This is a genomic window from Nocardia sp. FBN12 (assembly GCF_054031145.1).
Window position 1 is genome coordinate 2,509,472 of record NZ_CM132926.1, and the last position, 14,850, is coordinate 2,524,321.

Sequence of the window (14,850 nt, forward strand, 5' to 3'; positions counted from 1 at the left end):
TGATCGGCCGCAGCCGCACAATGGGTGGATGCCATCCAGAAAGCTGATCCATGACCGCTGAACTGTCCGGCCTCACCGTCCACATCGACACCGGCCGCTGGAGCGGAACCGTGCTCGCAGACGTGGATCTCGCCGTACCCGCAGGCCGGATCACCGCCGTGCTCGGCGGACCCGGCGCCGGGAAGACGATCCTCGCCTCGGCGCTCACCGGCCGATTGCCAGCAACCGCGCGGCACCAGGGACTCATCTCGATCAACGGCGCAGCCGTCGACGGTCAGCACTGGCACGCGCTGCGTGAACGCATCGTCGGCTATGTGCCGCAAGAAGGTGTGACAGCCTTCGACCCCGACACGACAGTGGGTGCACAGTTGCAGACGCTGCAGCAACGGCACCGAGCGTGGAGTATCGAGCGGGCCTGCGCAGCGGCGCAGTATCCCACCGACACCTTGGACCTGCTCCCCCAGCAACATTCAGGAGGCCAGATCCAACGCGCCGCACTCGCCGCCGCGCTACTGCCCGCGCCACCCGTCCTCATCGCGGATGGACCTACCAATTCCCTCGATGTGGGAACGGCATACGAGGTGTGGAGATCACTGCGCGAGTACGCCGACTCCGGGGCGGCGGTTCTCGTTGTCAGCAACGAAGTCCAGGTACTCGCCCATGGCGGCTTCGCCGACCGGCTCGTGATCTTGCACGAGGGCAGGGTCCTCGCCGCGGGCACCACGGCGGAGCTGACCGAATCCACCGACACCTTCGTGCGGGCCATCCTCGGCGCGAGCCGCTGACCGAACGGCTACCGGCGTGAGGAACTTTCCGTCGATCCCGGTTCCGGGTCAGTGCGCAGGATCCACCGGTTCTTGCCCAGCGCTTTGGCCTGATAGAGGCACTCGTCGGCCTCGGCGAGCAAGTCGGGAACGCGCCTGCCTGCCAAAGGAGTCACCACCGCGCCGATGCTGACCGACACCGATACCGGTCCGCCCGGGAGGGCGAACGGCTCGACGACCGCGGCGTGGAGCAGATCGACGGTCTCGCGGGTCCGGTCGACGGCCGAGGGCGGGAGTACCACGATGAACTCGTCCCCACCGAGGCGAGCGAGCACCTCCTGATCGGTGCTCAGGCATCGCCGCAGGCGTTCGGCGAGCTCGACGAGGATCTGGTCGCCCACGGCATGTCCGTAGGTGTCGTTGACCGCTTTGAACCCGTCGACGTCGAGCGCGCACACCGCCGCGCTCGCACCGGCGGCGGCGGCGCCGATGAGCGAGTGCAGCTCGGTGTGGAGACCACGCCGGTTGGTCAGTCCGGTGAGCGGGTCGTGGTGGGCCTGCCAGTGCAGCCGTTGCGCCGCGGTGTGCTGCTCGGTGAGGTCCTGGCCGAAGCCGAGCAGGTAGGTCCGCTCGCCGTCGTCCGAGAGGCAGTGGGTGACGGTCCAGCCGACCCACCTCGTGGAACCGTCGGGCCGGGTCTGTTCGCTCTCGAACCGCACGGTGCCCGAATCGTTCCCGGCGAGCTCGGCGAAAATACGTTGGCGTTCGACCTCGGCGGTGTCACCGGCCAGGTCGAAGCCGTCGAGTCCCCGTAGGTGGTCGAGCGGGTACCCCAGCAAGCGTTCGAAGGCCGGATTGGCGTCGATGATGCGGCCCCGGGAATCGCCGATGGAGATGGCCACCGATGCGTGCCGGAACGCGATCTCGAACCCGTCGGCGGCGTGCGCGGTCACCGACTCGGAGGTGAGACTGCGCCCGATGCCGAGACCGAATCGCGAGGCCAGGCTCGTCAGCACCTCCGGTGTCACGCCGGCGTGCACGCAGACTTCACGCAGGGTCGGCAGCGAAGCGTCGATGGCGGCGGGAGACCGGAAACCCAGATCGGCGACCGCGATCCCGAGATTCTCACCGATGGTCGGATCCCAGGCGGGGTTGGCCAGCGAGATCAGCAGCCGGGCCAGGAGATCTTCGAGGATGTCGACGAGCTCGTCTTCTCCACGTCCCAGGGTCGCCACCGTAGCCAGTTGCGCGGCCCATTGTCGGGCGAACCGTCGAGCGGGCACCATCGATATCACCTCCCTGGACTCCGGAACTCTTTCGAGCAGTAAAGCAACGATTGCCTCACTGCATGCGAACATCGGATCAGCAGGGTGTCATCGTGAGGTCATCTGCCCGTAGTGGTCGGTCCGGCAGGGCTGGTGGGCGAGGTCGTCGCGCCGGTGGTCGGCGCGGCCGGATTGCCTGGCACCGCTTCGTTGCCATAGAAAACCGGCAGCATGCCTTTGACCAGCACCAGCGCCGACCCCTCGCCCGACGGCACCGTCGCCAGGTTCGTGGCGACCACGATCGTGAGGTCCGACGCGGGGTCATGGCCCATGAACGTCATGAATCCGGGTATCTGACCGTCGTGTCCGAACAGATGCAAGCCGAATCTGACGATCCCGAGACCGTAGCCCGCGACGTCGGGAGCGGCCGGATCGATCGGCTGGATGCTGTCCATGCGCACTCGCTGCATCTTTTCGTCGAGTAGGTCGCCCTCGACCAGTGCCCGCACATACGTAGCCACATCATCGACCGTCGATATCGCGGCACCCGCCGTCCACGTCCACGACGGGCTCGCGTCGGTGGCGTTGCTGGGTTGCAGTGTGCCCGCGAGAGCGGCGGCCTGTTCCTCGGGCGGCAGGGCGAACGTGTCGATAGTGGAGACATTGGTGCCGAACGCGTAACCCTGCGGGTGCGGATCGGGGATCGAGTGGTCGGCCGCCGCAGGCAGCGAGGTGTGTTTCAGACCGAGCGGCTCGAAGATCCGCTTCTGGAAATTCTCGGCCGCTGACATCTTCGTGATCTTCTCGATCACGAGCCCGAGCAGGATGATGTTGGTATTGCAGTAATCGAATTTCGCCCCCGGGGCGAAATTGACAGGGTGCGAGAAGGCGATCGCGAGCAACTCCTCTGGCGTCCACACCCGGTTCGGGTCACTGTCGAGCATCGCGTTGAACTGCGGATCGAAAGTGTAACTGTAGAGCCCGCTTCGCATTTCGGAGAGCTGAGCGATAGTGATCTCGTCCCCGTTCGGAACACCTGGCCAATATTTGGCGATCGGGTCCTCGAGTGCGAGCTTGCCCTCCTGCACCAACTGCACGATGACCGTCGACGTCATCGTCTTCGTGTTGCTCGCGATCCGGAAGTAGTCGTCTACCGACATCGGGTCGTTCGCACCGATGACACGGGTGCCGAACGTCTCGGTCCAATCGCCCTCCTTCGGCGATTTGACGACCACGACCGCGCCCGGGATGACATTGTCCTTCATCAGCTGGGTAATCACCGGTCTTAGGGTGGCGGCATACGCGGGTTCGACCGCCGAACCGACCGACGAACTCGTGGCTCCGCCGCCGGAATCCGACGACGTCCCGCAGCCGGCGGCAATGAACAATCCCGCGGTCACGACACAAACTGCGATACTCGTCCGGTGTCCCATAATTCTCCGTTCAGCGTTTGCTCAGGAGTGGGTGATGTCGCGCGATCCAACCTTAACTCCCCCCAGTCGAACCCGGTAGAAATCAATCAGCAACCCATTGATGACGTGGATGCCCAGTAGTAGCCGGTGCCGCTCGGGGCCACGACGAGGATCCGCGCGGCGCGGCCAGCGCGTCGACAGTGGTGCCCGGGACCGGGATCGGCGTCGGTCCCGACGGGAGGACGAGCGAGAGCGCTGCGCGCGGTGCCAAACGAGTGCTCGGAACCGGAACAAACAGCAGGTCAGCCAGGCGATTTGGTTTCCGACAGCGCGTCGGATAATCTTTTGGCACACCAGCAAGTCCGGGTGGCGGAATGGCAGACGCGCTAGCTTGAGGTGCTAGTGCCCGTATTAGGGCGTGGGGGTTCAAGTCCCCCTCCGGACACCAGTGCTATCCCCACACAGGGATGCACTAACAGTTGCACGATGCTCCAGGTGTGCAAAGCGCACCTGGAGCTCAAACGCGTAGAGCTCTATCTTATGATCTGGTGCACCCGCAGCGAGAATCGCGCGGACATCACCCAAGGACTCGATCAGTTTGCGGAGTTCAGTGTCAGTCAGCCTCTCAACCTTCGGAAGGTTGTTCAGCTCAACCTCCGCAGCCGCCTTTTCCGCCTGAGCTGAATTCAGTGCCTCAACGACAGCCTGAGGATCGACCCCGGCTTCGATCGCCGCGAGATGACGCCCGATCTTCATCTGCGCCTGTCCCATACGTTGGCGCAACGCCTGACGGCGAGAATCGATGCCGTCGTCGTTCTGGGCATCCACGAATGCCGCAACGGTGGTGTCCAGATTCTTCCGATCGAACAGGGTCGCGAGCCAGCCGTCGACAGGTTCGATGAGATGCGACTCGCGCAGATTCACCGTCCGGGGATGCTCGTGCTGAGTCGCACTGCCAGGAGCTAAACTCCGTGCGCGGCAACGATAGTAGACGGCTCCCCGCAGCACTTCGCCCTGCATCTTGCGGCCGCAGGCACTGCAGTAGACCCGCCCCCGCAACAGGTAGATACCACCGGAGCGAATTGGCCTGGTCCGCTCGAGCCGGCTGCGGGAACGGTTACTCATCCCTGCCCGCTTGCGGCGCAGAAGCGTTGCCTCAGTGAAGGTCTCGACTGAAACGATCGCCGGATGCGCTGGCCGACGGGACCTGACGATGCGTTCGGAGGGCGAACGCTTGAACCGGACGACATGCCCTGCGGCGACGTCGTCGGGATCCAACAACTCTTCGCGTTTGCTCCAACGCCCGAAGATCGCATAGCCCGTGTAGCGCGGGTTCTGCAGAATCGCTGCAACCGTAGAGCCCTGCCAGCCGTCACCGGCACGATGCTTGTTCTGCTCGCGACGATGCGCCGACGGGCACGGAATTGCTCCGGCGACGACCATGGCAACCTGCGGAGCCGTCAAGATGGCGGGAGAAGACCCCGCGCGCGATCATGGACCATCCCCGCGGGGCGCGGGCGGCATAGTCCAGACGGCCACGTCACCGCACACGCGGGGATGGACGCAAAGAGCGGTCGATGTTTTCGGTGGCGTTTGCGCCGTCCACCCGTCTCTTGCGCTGACGATTGCACAACTCCCGTTGCGTTGCTCCGTTTGCGGGCTATCATTTTATGATGCAGAAACGATGCATGACCGTATCGCGGGACTTCATCCGCCAAGAGATAGATCACCCCAGTGCATTCCGCCACTCTTGCATTCGATCCTGCGGCCCCTCCCCAAAGCCCACACGCCCTTTGACGCCCCTGATCGCGGCAACAGATTTCCGAACCCGGTTGCTCCAAGGCAGACTGTAGCGATGCCTGCCGGTTCCACTCCCGCTTCCGACGCGGCCGGGTATACGGTACGCGCGGTCGCCGAGCGGGTCGGCATACCAACCGCTACCCTGCGCAGCTGGAACCGTCGATACCGCATCGGCCCCACCGATCACCAGCCGGGGAAGCATCGCCTCTACAACGCCTCCGATATCGCCGACCTGGAACACATGCTGACCCAGATCCGTGCGGGCGCGAGTCCAGCCGGCGCGGCAGCGTCGGTGGCTAGGCGGCGCGCCACTCCCACACGCGGCGATTGGACCTCGCTGCTCACGGCCGTGTTCGCTATCGACACCCGGACAGTGTCTGCACTCCTCACAGCACATCTGGAAGCCTTCGGAGTCATCGACACCTGGGACCTACTCTGCCGCCCCGCCTTCACCGCGATCGTCACGCGCCAGCTCGACGGCGAGGGCTGCATCGACATCGAACACCTGCTGTCGTGGTCGATCACAGCAGCTCTGCACAGCTACATCCCAACCTCTGTGCGCGCAGACAGTCATTCCGCGGTTTTGGCATGTACGAGCGGAGAAACCCACGCACTTCCGCTCGAGGCATTGCGGGCGGCGCTCGCCGAGCGCGGTGTAGGCACCTGGATGCTGGGCGCCGACATGCCCACGGATGCCATCGCCAACACCCTCGCGCGCACCGGTCGCAGCCCCGACGTTGCACTGTGGTCCCAGCACGAGTCCACCGCGCTCACATCGGCAATACACGCCTGCGCTTCTGCCGGAGCACGAGTGTTCGTCGGCGGACCTGGCTGGGACACGATTATCCTGCCGGATGCAGCAATTCCGATCACGACGCTGGCCGACGCGGTAGATCGGATCGCTCACCCCGCGCCCGCGCGTCATGAGATCGGGTCCACCAGACCTGATACGGCCTGAGAAGCTCGCTACAGCAAACCTGCGGCCATCTCCCGACACCCGCCGCACACCAGGTGGAGATCGTCGCGCACACCCCGACTGCCGTACGGAACGTCGCTGGTAGCCATCGGATTCAGTTTAGAGAGGTCAGCACCTCGATCGCCCGAGTGGCGATCACGCGATATTGCCGAAACAGATCGTCCACAGAGCTTGAATACGGTCGGGACTGTGACCCCGAACGAGGGTGGCAGCATCCGCCACGCGCATCCGCTGGTCAACACGTAGACCACGGCGGTGAAACACGGCCCGTTCATCGGTCGGTGCGGTCCCGCCGCCTTGGCGGCGGAGTGAGAACGCCGGCAACAACGGCGCGACCAGCTCCCACAGCTCATCGGGCACCAAACGCAACGACAATTTGTCGGTTACGACCGAAGATCATGCACCACACCAGATTCCGGTCAGATCGCGACTACCCGACTACGACGTGAGACATCCTCTAAGGCTCCATCCTGCGGGAAACCGATACGCGTCAATGCCGACTCGACGCGCGGTTGCATGCGAAAGGATGCGCGAACCGCCGAAATCATGAATCATTTATGCATCCAGCATGACCAGGCAAGGCGCTCGCCGCGCGAGTCCTTCGAGTCAGAGGAATGCGGAGATGCCAATAGATGTCGTGGTGGGCACGTGGTTGGCGGATCTGGCAGATATCGAGGCGCCGGACCGCGACCGCCACCCTTGTCCGATCTCTGCATCCGCAACCGAAAGGGGATGATCGCGCATGCGGTGTGTGTTTTTCGGTGCAACTGGCTACCGAGTAGTGCTACCGGTCCCGGTGCTCACACCATGGCTATCGGCGCAATGGGTCAACCTGGTGACCCCAGTGCCGCGTGCTATGGCCGTTCCGCTCATAGAATCACTCGTCCATGAAGTCGTGTGCGGCGAGCACGATATCTCCGTGCACATCCCCGATCCCGCAGAAGGCCTCACCCGCTACGAACGTGCCGTGGAGTTGGCGTTGACTCGAATTCGCAACGCCGAGGTACCCACCCGCTGGTCCGACGCCAGCACCTTCGGCGCGCCGTCGGATCCGCTGCCCACCGACCCGGCTTGGTCCAGTGGCTCCCTCTACGAGGATCTTCGCGAGCACCACTCCCACGCAGACCCCGACACCCTCTGGGCAGTAATCGAATCCATCGGCGGCGAGAACGGCTGGTATTCATTTCCGCTCGCCTGGTCACTACGCGGCTGGATCGACCGAGTCACCGGCGGAGTCGGTTTACCGCCGAGGCCGCAACCACCCACACCACCTGCATCTGGGCGAAGCCTTGGACTGGTGGCGCGTCGAACACATCGACCGACCCCATTTGCTGCGACTTCGCGCCGAAATGCAGGTCCCGGGACTGGCATGGCTCGAACCAGGCGTCGAACCCGACCCGAACGGGGGCTCCCGCTACTGGCAGCGGGCGATATTCCAACCCCACGGACTTGCCGGGCACCTCTACTGGAAGGCAATCACACCGTTTCACAACGCCGTGTTCGGCGGCATGGTCCGCAACATCACCGGAACCGCCGAACGCACCTCCTCCGACGGCGCGGCTAGGCCAAGTTGAAGCTTAACTACAGTCTGGAGGAATGTCTTGGCTCGCTACCTGTTAGCCGCCGCCACGATTGCCGGACATGTCATCCCGATGCTGCACATCGGCGCCGATCTACGTCGCCGCGGCCACGATGTATGCCTGCTGACCGGCGCCGACTACCGCGACCAGGCCCACCGAGCCGGACTACGATTCGCGGTGCTGCCACCAGAGGCGCACATCCACCCGCCACCACCCGCTCGACCGAGCAGGCTTCCGCCGATGATTCGCCGCTACCTGCGGGGACGCGCCGAGCTGTCGTCGGTGTTCATCGCGCCACTGACTGCGCAATCCGACGCGCTTGAAGAGGCCCTGCGCCGAGAACCGATCGACGCCGTGCTGGTCGATCTCGCCTTCACCGGCGCGCTCGCGCACCTGCTCGCAGGGCATCCCCGCCCGCCGATTCTGGTGTGTGGCGTCGGTCCGCTGACGTTGTCGAGCGTCCATACGCCACCGTTCGGTATGGGCTGGCCGCCTCGGCAATCGGTGAACTACGACAACATGACCCGGTTCGTTCATCGGGTCATGTTCGCCAGTACGCAGAAGCGACTCAACCTAGCCCTGCAGCAGGTCGGTGTCGCACGGTCGCCGGTCTTCCTCGCCGACTGGCCACGACTGGCTGACAAAGTGCTGCAACTGACCGTGCCCAGCTTCGAATATCCCCGCAGCGACCTGCCCGGCACCGTCACGTTCACTGGCCAGATCTTCCCGTCCGCACCCGACGAACGAGGCGATCCGCCCTGGGCGGATCGGCTGGGCATCGCGCGAACGATAATCCACGTCACGCAAGGGACCTGGGACAACACCGACCTCGACCAGCTCATCGGACCCACCCTGCGCGCGCTCGCCGACCGCGACGACTGTCTTGTCATCGCCACGACCGGCGGCGGGCCTATCCACACCCTCAGCACGCCGATCCCAGACAACGTCTATCTCACCGATTACCTGTCCTACGAACAGCTGTTGCCCAGGGTGGATCTCGTGATCACCAATGGCGGGTACGGCGGCGTGCAACACGCCCTCCGCTACGGCATACCTGTAATCGTCGCCGGAGAGACCGCGGACAAAGCTGAAGTCGCAGCCCGCGTTGCGCATACCAACACCGGGATCAACCTCGGCACAGCACATCCGACACCCGGTGTCATCCGCTCCGCAGTCGATCGGATTTTAACCGACCCCAGTTATCGCACCTCAGCACACCAGCTACGCCGCGACTTCATCGCCGCAACACCACTGAAAACAATCGCCGATGCACTCGCTGAGGTCACCGGCAACCCGATTCCACTGGCCGATGCCGAGTAGGGGTTGCCTCCACTTACCGGCACCGATAAGTGGAGACAGCACGTCAGGGCACGGTGTCCTCGACCCCAGCTTGGGAAGCTGACTATTCGAGGTCGGATCTACGGCTCACCCGATCGTGCAAGACCTCATCCAAGGGAGACGCATCCGTTCAACGTCTGGAGGTCCCCAGCGAGCGCGGGGCCACCAGTGCAGGTCGGTCTGGTCACCCCATCGATGGTGACGTTCGCACCCGGGCCCGCGATCCCGAGCGCCAAGCCGGGACGAACACCGGTAGCGTCGACGGTGGATCCTTGACCGAACGCAATCGCGGCCGGCCCGGCAAGGCGCTGTGCTTGCGATGTCGCGGCACCTCCGCCGATGCCGAGCGCCAGAGCAAGCCCCTGCGGCCCGGTGGATGCCGTAGCCGATCCGTCGAGTCCGAACGCGGCGGCGGCGCTTCCGCCGACGCTCGACGCGGAGCATTGGGCAGTGTCCGAGGAATTCTCGATCGTGCCCGCTCCGGGAACTCGGCATTCAACTGGCGCTGCGGCGGCAGTCGGAGCCATCGCGATCACACCCGCAATCGCGATGGCCGCGCCGAACCCGACTCCTGCCGCTCGGCCGTAGTGGTGACTGTTCATTTCAATCTCCTCTAGAGCTGTTCACTGCGTCTCGTCGAGATATCGACCGGATCTTCACTGCGGCATCAGAACCGAATCGATCAGGTAGACAGTGGCGTTGGCAGTATCGACGCCACCGCAGATCACTGCCGCGTCGTTGACTTTCAGGTCGTCACCGGAGCCGGTGACAGTCACCGTGCCACCCTGCACCGTCGTTTGGGTGCCCGCGATGGCGTTCGGCGCGATCCGGCCGGGCACTACGTGATAGGTGAGAATCTTCTCCAGTGTGGGGGTGTCGGTCTTCAAGCTCTCGATGGTGGCCGGGTCGATCTCAGCGAAGGCTTCGTCCACCGGAGCGAAGACCGTGAACTCGCCACCGTTGAGGGTGTCGACCAAGTTGACCTGCGGATTCAGCTTGCCCGACACCGCGGCGGTGAGGGTGGTCAGGAGCGGATTGTTCGATGCCGCCACTGCCACCGGCTCTTTGGCCATGCCTTCCACCGACCCCGGACCGGTCGGGACTTGCGCGGCATACTCAGCGCAGCCCGGGCCCACCAGATTCGCTCCGACCGAGGCACCCGTGGTCGGTGCCATTGATTCTGTCGACATCGGTTGCGCCGTTGTTGTTGCCGCCGAGTCCGACGACGAATCATCTGACGTACACGCCACAGAGCCGAACAAGGCCATCGCCACCACCCCTACTCCTGCCACGCTCACTCGTACGTTGATACTCATCGCGTTCACTCTCTTCTCTTCCGACGAGGCAGCGGGATTCGCCACCACGATTTCCGACGTTCATCGAACCTTTGTCCAGGTCACGCCAGCGGCCGAAGAGGAGTCTCCACCCGAGATCGATCATGCGGGCTTGTGCGAAACATCCGTCACTGCGAGAAGTTGCTGAGTGGTCGCCAACATGCGCGGTTATCACTTCAAGTGATGCTAGGAGCGTAACGGACACGATCGGGCAAACGATGCAGAATTGACGCATTACTGTCGGGGTCTACTCGATGCGTTGGCGAGTGCGCAATTGGTAGCGACGCTCCGCGTAGGCGAGGTCGTCACGCCACAACCGGGTCGCGGCGTGTGCCATCAGCGGCCTCAGCGCGGCACCGGCATGACGAGCAACGCGGAAACCACGCCGGGGACTGTCTGCGATCACTGCTTCGATGACTGCCGTGCGTGGCTGCCCGTCAGGTCCGGCACCCAGCGGAGTGGCGTGGGTTTCGACGACGCTGCCCGCTCCTTCGCCGTCGATGATGCGCATCGTCAGCGTTCGCGGTTCCGGACTGATGAATTCGGCGTGCACGGGGACGCCGAGCCGACCGCCGACCCGGAAGGTGACCGCGACGACGAACCGTTCCACAGAGTCGGCCGCGTCGTGTTCTGCCGCTGGGGATTCGAGTACCTCTAGATGGGTGAACGAGTAGGGGTGGAACCAGGATCCGTGCCAGGGGTCGAGCCGGTTGGCGATGATGTCGGCGGGCTCACATACTCCGGTCACGGTGGCGACCGCCGAGATCACGCGATCCGATGTTGGACGAGCACCGATGACCGGCGCATCCAAGGGCGGTTCATCGCCGATGTGGTCGAGCCGGACCCAGACCAGAACGCCGTCGTCGTGGCACGGCAGCGCTGACCAACCCGGTCCACCGGCACCGCTTACCCGCAGGCCGTGCCAGCGGCATACCAGTGCCCCGCAGTCGACCCGCGCCTGCGCCAAAGGCGCACCGAGGTGGGGACACGCACCGGGTCCGACCACCAGGCGTTGGTGCTGGTCGCGCCAGGCCACGAGCTCTACGCCGGCGACCGTGGCACCGGAAGGCCGATCGTTTCGAATGTCACGGCTGGCGCCGAAGACGTACCAGTTACCCGACGGACGATTCTGCGACCGCTCCAAAGCGGCGCCGATGACCGCCGGGTCGGCGTCGCGATAGGTGGGATTTTGTGTGGACCAGCGTTCGGAATCGACAGGTTGCACCGGCCAGCCGGTGGGCCAGCGCCGAAAGATCCTGTCGCTCATACAGATTCCTCCTGAAGTGTCGCTTTCGACATAGTGCGCGCGGCGAGACGGCGCAGCACGGCGTGTCGTCCGGTGGTAGGCACCGTGTACAGGTCGTGCCCAGGCATGCCCCATTGCGTGAGCAGCGCATTCGCCGCGGTCCAGCCGGTCGTGGCAGCACGTTCCATCAATGCCACAGGCAGGTCGATACGGATGCCGTCGCCGGCCAACATCAGCTTGTCGTGTGGTGTCCGGACGGCCGGGCGGTGAGCGTGGTCGCCTACCCCGAACATGGGGCAATCCTGTCGCCACTGCGCATGTTCACCGACGATCCGCGCATCGGCTGTCTCCGGATACAGACGGTGGAGTCGGGCGAGGAGCTGCGCGCGGATCTCACGCTCGAGCTGCGGTGTCCGAACCTCGGACAGTGCGTAGGCATGCAGTTCGAGCACCGCACCGTTGTGCTGCTCGGCCCAGGAGCGGGCCTGATTCTCATAGCGGTCAAGGACGCTGATGTTGTCCAGCGGAGGCATGCCGCCGGTCGCGAGAAACGCGGGCCTGTCCCCCGCGACGGGCCGATCGAGCCACAGGCGATGGACGAGAAACGGTGGGGCGCTGCGCAACGCCTGGATCCGTGAGCGCCATTCGGCATTGCCGAGATCCGGGGAGTCGGCGACGATACGACGCAGCCCGGCGACGTCGGTCGCCAGCACAATCGCATCGGCATCGACAACGCCCCCCACGTCGTCGTGGACCCGGAAGGTTCGGTCGCCGCCAGCCTGCACTCTGGCGACCGTCACTCCGGTGCGGATCCGGGCTCCGCGCGATTCGAGGTGTTCGCTCAGCGGCGACCACAGCGCGGTGTCGTAGTTCGACGTCGGCACGTCGAAGAGCAGACCCTCGCTGGAACCGAGGAAATAGATGTGGAACATGGCAGCCAGTTCGGCGGCCGACATCTGCTCCGGTGGCGCGAAGAAGCTCCGGGAGAACACTTCGAAGGCCAGGTGGCGTGCGGCGACGGGAAATTTGATCTTCTGCAGAAACGTTTCCGCGTCCACATGATCCAACTGCTCGTAGATGGCGGGCACCGATACCATCGCCAACGGGGCCGCGGCCCGGGCATCGAGTCGGCACAACTCGTGCAGCGGAAACGTTGAGCTGCGCGCCGCGAAGGCGAGCGCGTTCCATGGCGGCGTGAGCGGCAGGCCACGGAAGGAATCGTGGCGACCTTCGGCATCCAGCAGCGGGTAGTCGTCGACGCGCATCATGCGCTGCAGCATGGGATCGGTGCGGCGCAACAATTGCCGCAGGTTGTAGTACTGCCGGAAGAAGGCATGAAAGCCGCGGTTCATGGCGATCGGGGTGCCGTCGGGAAGGGTGTCTGTCCAACCGCCGACGCGGCCGCCGAGATAGTCCTGGCCTTCGATCACCTCCACACCGATGCCGCGTTCGGCGAGTCCGGTAGCGGCGGTCAGCCCGGCGATGCCGGCGCCGACCACTACCACGTATGGGCGTGTGCCCGGCCTATGGCTGACAGGGCGGGCGGCGACATGGTGGACGATGCGCCGATCGCGGCCGATCGCGGCGTCCACTAGCTCTCATCCCCATCCAGGTTGTGAGATGGATCGGGAATCGCCAGGAACGTGTGCACGATGCCGTGTTGCCAGCCCGAAACGGTTTCGCTACCGACGGCCGTGTAGCCGTTGTCGCGCAGCCGCTCTCGGAATCGAGAGGTGCTGTCGAAGGAAACGACGCTTCGTTGCAGGTGCCGGTACAGAGTGGCGTCTCGGCTGAGCATCCACCCCGCGGGCACGATGATGGTGCGGCACACCGTGTTCCAGACGATGCGAGCCCACCTCGATTCCGCCACCGAGTATTCGTGCACCCCCAAGGGGGCGCCTGGGCGGAGCAAAGCGGCGAACGCGCGAAGTTGGGCGTCAGGATCGGCGAGATTACGCATGAGATAGGCGGCGAAGATTCCGTCGAAGGGGCCGACAACGCCTGCGGCCTCGATACTCTCGATGCGGCTGTGTACGAACCGGACCGAATCGGGCCACGGTTTGGCACGCGCTCGTTCGAGCATCTGTGCCGATCCGTCGACAGCGACGATCTCTGCGTGCGGGGCGACCGATAGCAACGCGGCGGTGGAAGCACCTGTGCCGCAGCCGGCGTCGAGCAGTCGCAGACCTGCCCCGCGGTCGGGAAGTTGCATCCGACGCGCGGAGGTGCGCAGGTGTTTGTGATAGCCGGGGTTCACCGCGACGAGTCGGTCGTAATCGTTGGCGACCGCGTCGAAGGCAGCCGGGACCTCCTCGCGCGACAGCCCGTCGACGCCGATTCGGGAGTCATTCATAAGCGCGCACCTTTCGATCCCGGATTCGTTCGCGTTCCCACAGCAGCAAGACCGCGGTGACCATGGCGAAGCCGAACAGGAAGTCCTCGATCGGGATGTCCCATGGCAACCGGATCCCGGTGATGTGTGTCGAGTTGTAGAGCACCAAGGGTGCTGAGAGTTTGGTGAGCCAGCCGTCGACCACGATCTGAAAGCTGAGCACGATGATCATGGACAGCCAATAGCCGGGCCGACGGAACAGTCCGGTTCGCAGGATCGCGAGCTCCCATCCGCACACGAGGGCCACCGCGACCAGCGCGGGCAACGTATAACCGAGGCCGGTCATCGGGTCCGCTCCGAAGGTGACGAGGATGCTGCGGTGGGGCGCAGCCGATGGAGAATCGCCTCGACCGCGCTATAGGTGAGCAGTGCACACAGCGGGATGACGAGGAAGAAGACCAGCTCCTCGACCGGTATCGCCAGGGGTAGCGACCAGCCAGTCAGGTAGCGCGGGCTGTAGGTCCAGACACCGGCAGCGATAGCGATCGCGTCCCATACGAGGAAGACGGCGGCGACCGGGAACACGCAACGGGCAAGCCGGGCGGGGCGCCGGTATACGCCCCCGCCGAAGGACTCCAGCGGCAGGGTTCCCGCCAGACATAGTCCCATGACGATCAGGTACTGCCAGCGCTCCATCGTGTCACCTAACTCTCGGTCAACAACACGCGGTCCAAGCGGTGAAACCATCGGTCCATCAGGTCAGGGATCCCGAGGCTTCAGGTGCTCAGAGCACAAACTAGACC

15 protein-coding genes, 1 tRNA gene and 2 pseudogenes are annotated in these 14,850 nt (G+C 64.6%); 7 read left to right on the plus strand and 11 right to left on the minus strand.

From position 1 onward, the window contains the following. Nucleotides 1-50 precede the first annotated feature (50 nt). The gene (locus ACWZHB_RS12155; protein ID WP_427908042.1) at nt 51-785 is read left to right on the plus strand and encodes an ATP-binding cassette domain-containing protein; all 735 of its coding nucleotides are present in this window, start codon (nt 51-53) and stop codon (nt 783-785) included. 8 nt (nt 786-793) lie between these two features. Here ACWZHB_RS12155 and ACWZHB_RS12160 read toward each other — a convergent pair whose 3' ends face one another. Both ACWZHB_RS12160 and ACWZHB_RS12165 read right to left on the minus strand, forming a co-directional pair. Beyond that, on the minus strand, nt 794-2,050 hold the full coding sequence (locus ACWZHB_RS12160; RefSeq protein ID WP_427908043.1) for a diguanylate cyclase domain-containing protein: 1,257 nt from the start codon (nt 2,048-2,050) through the stop codon (nt 794-796). A gap of 98 nt (nt 2,051-2,148) precedes the next feature. Beyond that, nucleotides 2,149-3,309, minus strand: a complete 1,161-nt coding sequence (locus tag ACWZHB_RS12165) for a serine hydrolase domain-containing protein (protein WP_427908044.1) — start codon at nt 3,307-3,309, stop codon at nt 2,149-2,151. A 492-nt stretch (nt 3,310-3,801) separates the two neighbouring features. Between ACWZHB_RS12165 and ACWZHB_RS12170 the strand changes: the two genes are divergently transcribed. After that, nucleotides 3,802-3,889, plus strand: a tRNA-Leu gene (locus ACWZHB_RS12170). Here the strand turns inward: ACWZHB_RS12170 and ACWZHB_RS12175 are convergent. Next, nucleotides 3,868-4,884 (minus strand): recombinase family protein, encoded by a 1,017-nt coding sequence (locus ACWZHB_RS12175; protein ID WP_427908045.1) that lies wholly within the window; start codon nt 4,882-4,884, stop codon nt 3,868-3,870. The genes ACWZHB_RS12170 and ACWZHB_RS12175 overlap by 22 nt on opposite strands. Before the next feature lie 307 nt (nt 4,885-5,191). Here ACWZHB_RS12175 and ACWZHB_RS12180 point away from each other — a divergent pair, with 307 nt between their 5' ends. Beyond that, nucleotides 5,192-6,199, plus strand: coding sequence for a MerR family transcriptional regulator (locus tag ACWZHB_RS12180; protein ID WP_427908046.1), 1,008 nt, complete (start codon nt 5,192-5,194; stop codon nt 6,197-6,199). A gap of 188 nt (nt 6,200-6,387) precedes the next feature. On the opposite strand, the pseudogene ACWZHB_RS12185 reads toward ACWZHB_RS12180, so the two are convergent. Then, nucleotides 6,388-6,577, minus strand: a pseudogene (locus ACWZHB_RS12185) (transposase); the annotation flags it as partial. A gap of 496 nt (nt 6,578-7,073) precedes the next feature. Between ACWZHB_RS12185 and ACWZHB_RS12190 the strand changes: the two are divergent. The 3 genes and pseudogenes from ACWZHB_RS12190 to ACWZHB_RS12200 all read left to right on the plus strand — a co-directional run. Continuing rightward, a pseudogene (locus tag ACWZHB_RS12190) lies at nt 7,074-7,388 on the plus strand (DUF2867 domain-containing protein); the annotation flags it as partial. Nucleotides 7,389-7,506: 118 nt separating this feature from the next. Next, nucleotides 7,507-7,791, plus strand: a complete 285-nt coding sequence (locus tag ACWZHB_RS12195; RefSeq protein ID WP_427908047.1) for a DUF2867 domain-containing protein — start codon at nt 7,507-7,509, stop codon at nt 7,789-7,791. 27 nt (nt 7,792-7,818) lie between these two features. Next, entirely contained in the window at nt 7,819-9,117 is a 1,299-nt protein-coding gene (locus ACWZHB_RS12200; protein WP_427908048.1) for a glycosyltransferase, read from the plus strand. Nucleotides 9,118-9,242: 125 nt separating this feature from the next. On the opposite strand, the gene ACWZHB_RS12205 is transcribed toward ACWZHB_RS12200, so the two are convergent. Together ACWZHB_RS12205 and ACWZHB_RS12210 are read right to left on the minus strand one after the other, a co-directional pair. Further along, nucleotides 9,243-9,737 carry a DUF6764 family protein gene (locus ACWZHB_RS12205; RefSeq protein WP_427908049.1) on the minus strand — a complete coding sequence of 165 codons (495 nt, stop codon included), beginning with the start codon at nt 9,735-9,737 and terminating at the stop codon, nt 9,243-9,245. A 54-nt stretch (nt 9,738-9,791) separates the two neighbouring features. Then, a complete protein-coding gene (locus ACWZHB_RS12210; RefSeq protein WP_427909145.1) occupies nt 9,792-10,403 on the minus strand; it encodes a fasciclin domain-containing protein in 612 nt (203 codons plus the stop codon). Between ACWZHB_RS12210 and ACWZHB_RS12215 the strand changes: the two genes are divergently transcribed. Further along, entirely contained in the window at nt 10,297-10,617 is a 321-nt protein-coding gene (locus ACWZHB_RS12215; protein ID WP_427909400.1) for a hypothetical protein, read from the plus strand. The genes ACWZHB_RS12210 and ACWZHB_RS12215 overlap by 107 nt on opposite strands. Nucleotides 10,618-10,716: 99 nt before the next feature. Here ACWZHB_RS12215 and ACWZHB_RS12220 read toward each other — a convergent pair whose 3' ends face one another. From ACWZHB_RS12220 to ACWZHB_RS12240, 5 genes are read right to left on the minus strand one after another with little or no spacing between them, the layout of a single operon-like run. Continuing rightward, on the minus strand, nt 10,717-11,736 hold the full coding sequence (locus ACWZHB_RS12220; RefSeq protein ID WP_427908050.1) for a DUF5914 domain-containing protein: 1,020 nt from the start codon (nt 11,734-11,736) through the stop codon (nt 10,717-10,719). Next, a complete protein-coding gene (locus tag ACWZHB_RS12225) occupies nt 11,733-13,307 on the minus strand; it encodes an FAD-dependent oxidoreductase (protein ID WP_427908051.1) in 1,575 nt (524 codons plus the stop codon). Before ACWZHB_RS12225 ends, ACWZHB_RS12220 begins: the two co-directional genes overlap by 4 nt. Further along, nucleotides 13,307-14,068, minus strand: a complete 762-nt coding sequence (locus ACWZHB_RS12230) for a class I SAM-dependent methyltransferase (RefSeq protein WP_427908052.1) — start codon at nt 14,066-14,068, stop codon at nt 13,307-13,309. Before ACWZHB_RS12230 ends, ACWZHB_RS12225 begins: the two co-directional genes overlap by 1 nt. Next, nucleotides 14,061-14,393 carry a lycopene cyclase domain-containing protein gene (locus ACWZHB_RS12235; protein ID WP_427908053.1) on the minus strand — a complete coding sequence of 111 codons (333 nt, stop codon included), beginning with the start codon at nt 14,391-14,393 and terminating at the stop codon, nt 14,061-14,063. The genes ACWZHB_RS12230 and ACWZHB_RS12235 overlap by 8 nt, the downstream gene beginning before the upstream one ends. After that, entirely contained in the window at nt 14,390-14,743 is a 354-nt protein-coding gene (locus ACWZHB_RS12240; RefSeq protein ID WP_427908054.1) for a lycopene cyclase domain-containing protein, read from the minus strand. Before ACWZHB_RS12240 ends, ACWZHB_RS12235 begins: the two co-directional genes overlap by 4 nt. Nucleotides 14,744-14,850: the final 107 nt, after the last annotated feature.

Bases quoted from the DNA above. Each gene is read 5' to 3' on its own strand.
- ACWZHB_RS12155 (WP_427908042.1), top strand. From the start codon at position 51: ATGACCGCTGAACTGTCCGGCCTCACCGTCCACATCGACACCGGCCGC.
- ACWZHB_RS12160 (WP_427908043.1), bottom strand. From the start codon at position 2,050: ATGGTGCCCGCTCGACGGTTCGCCCGACAATGGGCCGCGCAACTGGCT.
- ACWZHB_RS12175 (WP_427908045.1), bottom strand. From the start codon at position 4,884: ATGGTCGTCGCCGGAGCAATTCCGTGCCCGTCGGCGCATCGTCGCGAG.
- ACWZHB_RS12205 (WP_427908049.1), bottom strand. From the start codon at position 9,737: ATGAACAGTCACCACTACGGCCGAGCGGCAGGAGTCGGGTTCGGCGCG.
- ACWZHB_RS12210 (WP_427909145.1), bottom strand. From the start codon at position 10,403: ATGGCCTTGTTCGGCTCTGTGGCGTGTACGTCAGATGATTCGTCGTCG.
- ACWZHB_RS12220 (WP_427908050.1), bottom strand. From the start codon at position 11,736: ATGAGCGACAGGATCTTTCGGCGCTGGCCCACCGGCTGGCCGGTGCAA.
- ACWZHB_RS12230 (WP_427908052.1), bottom strand. From the start codon at position 14,068: ATGAATGACTCCCGAATCGGCGTCGACGGGCTGTCGCGCGAGGAGGTC.
- ACWZHB_RS12235 (WP_427908053.1), bottom strand. From the start codon at position 14,393: ATGACCGGCCTCGGTTATACGTTGCCCGCGCTGGTCGCGGTGGCCCTC.
- ACWZHB_RS12240 (WP_427908054.1), bottom strand. From the start codon at position 14,743: ATGGAGCGCTGGCAGTACCTGATCGTCATGGGACTATGTCTGGCGGGA.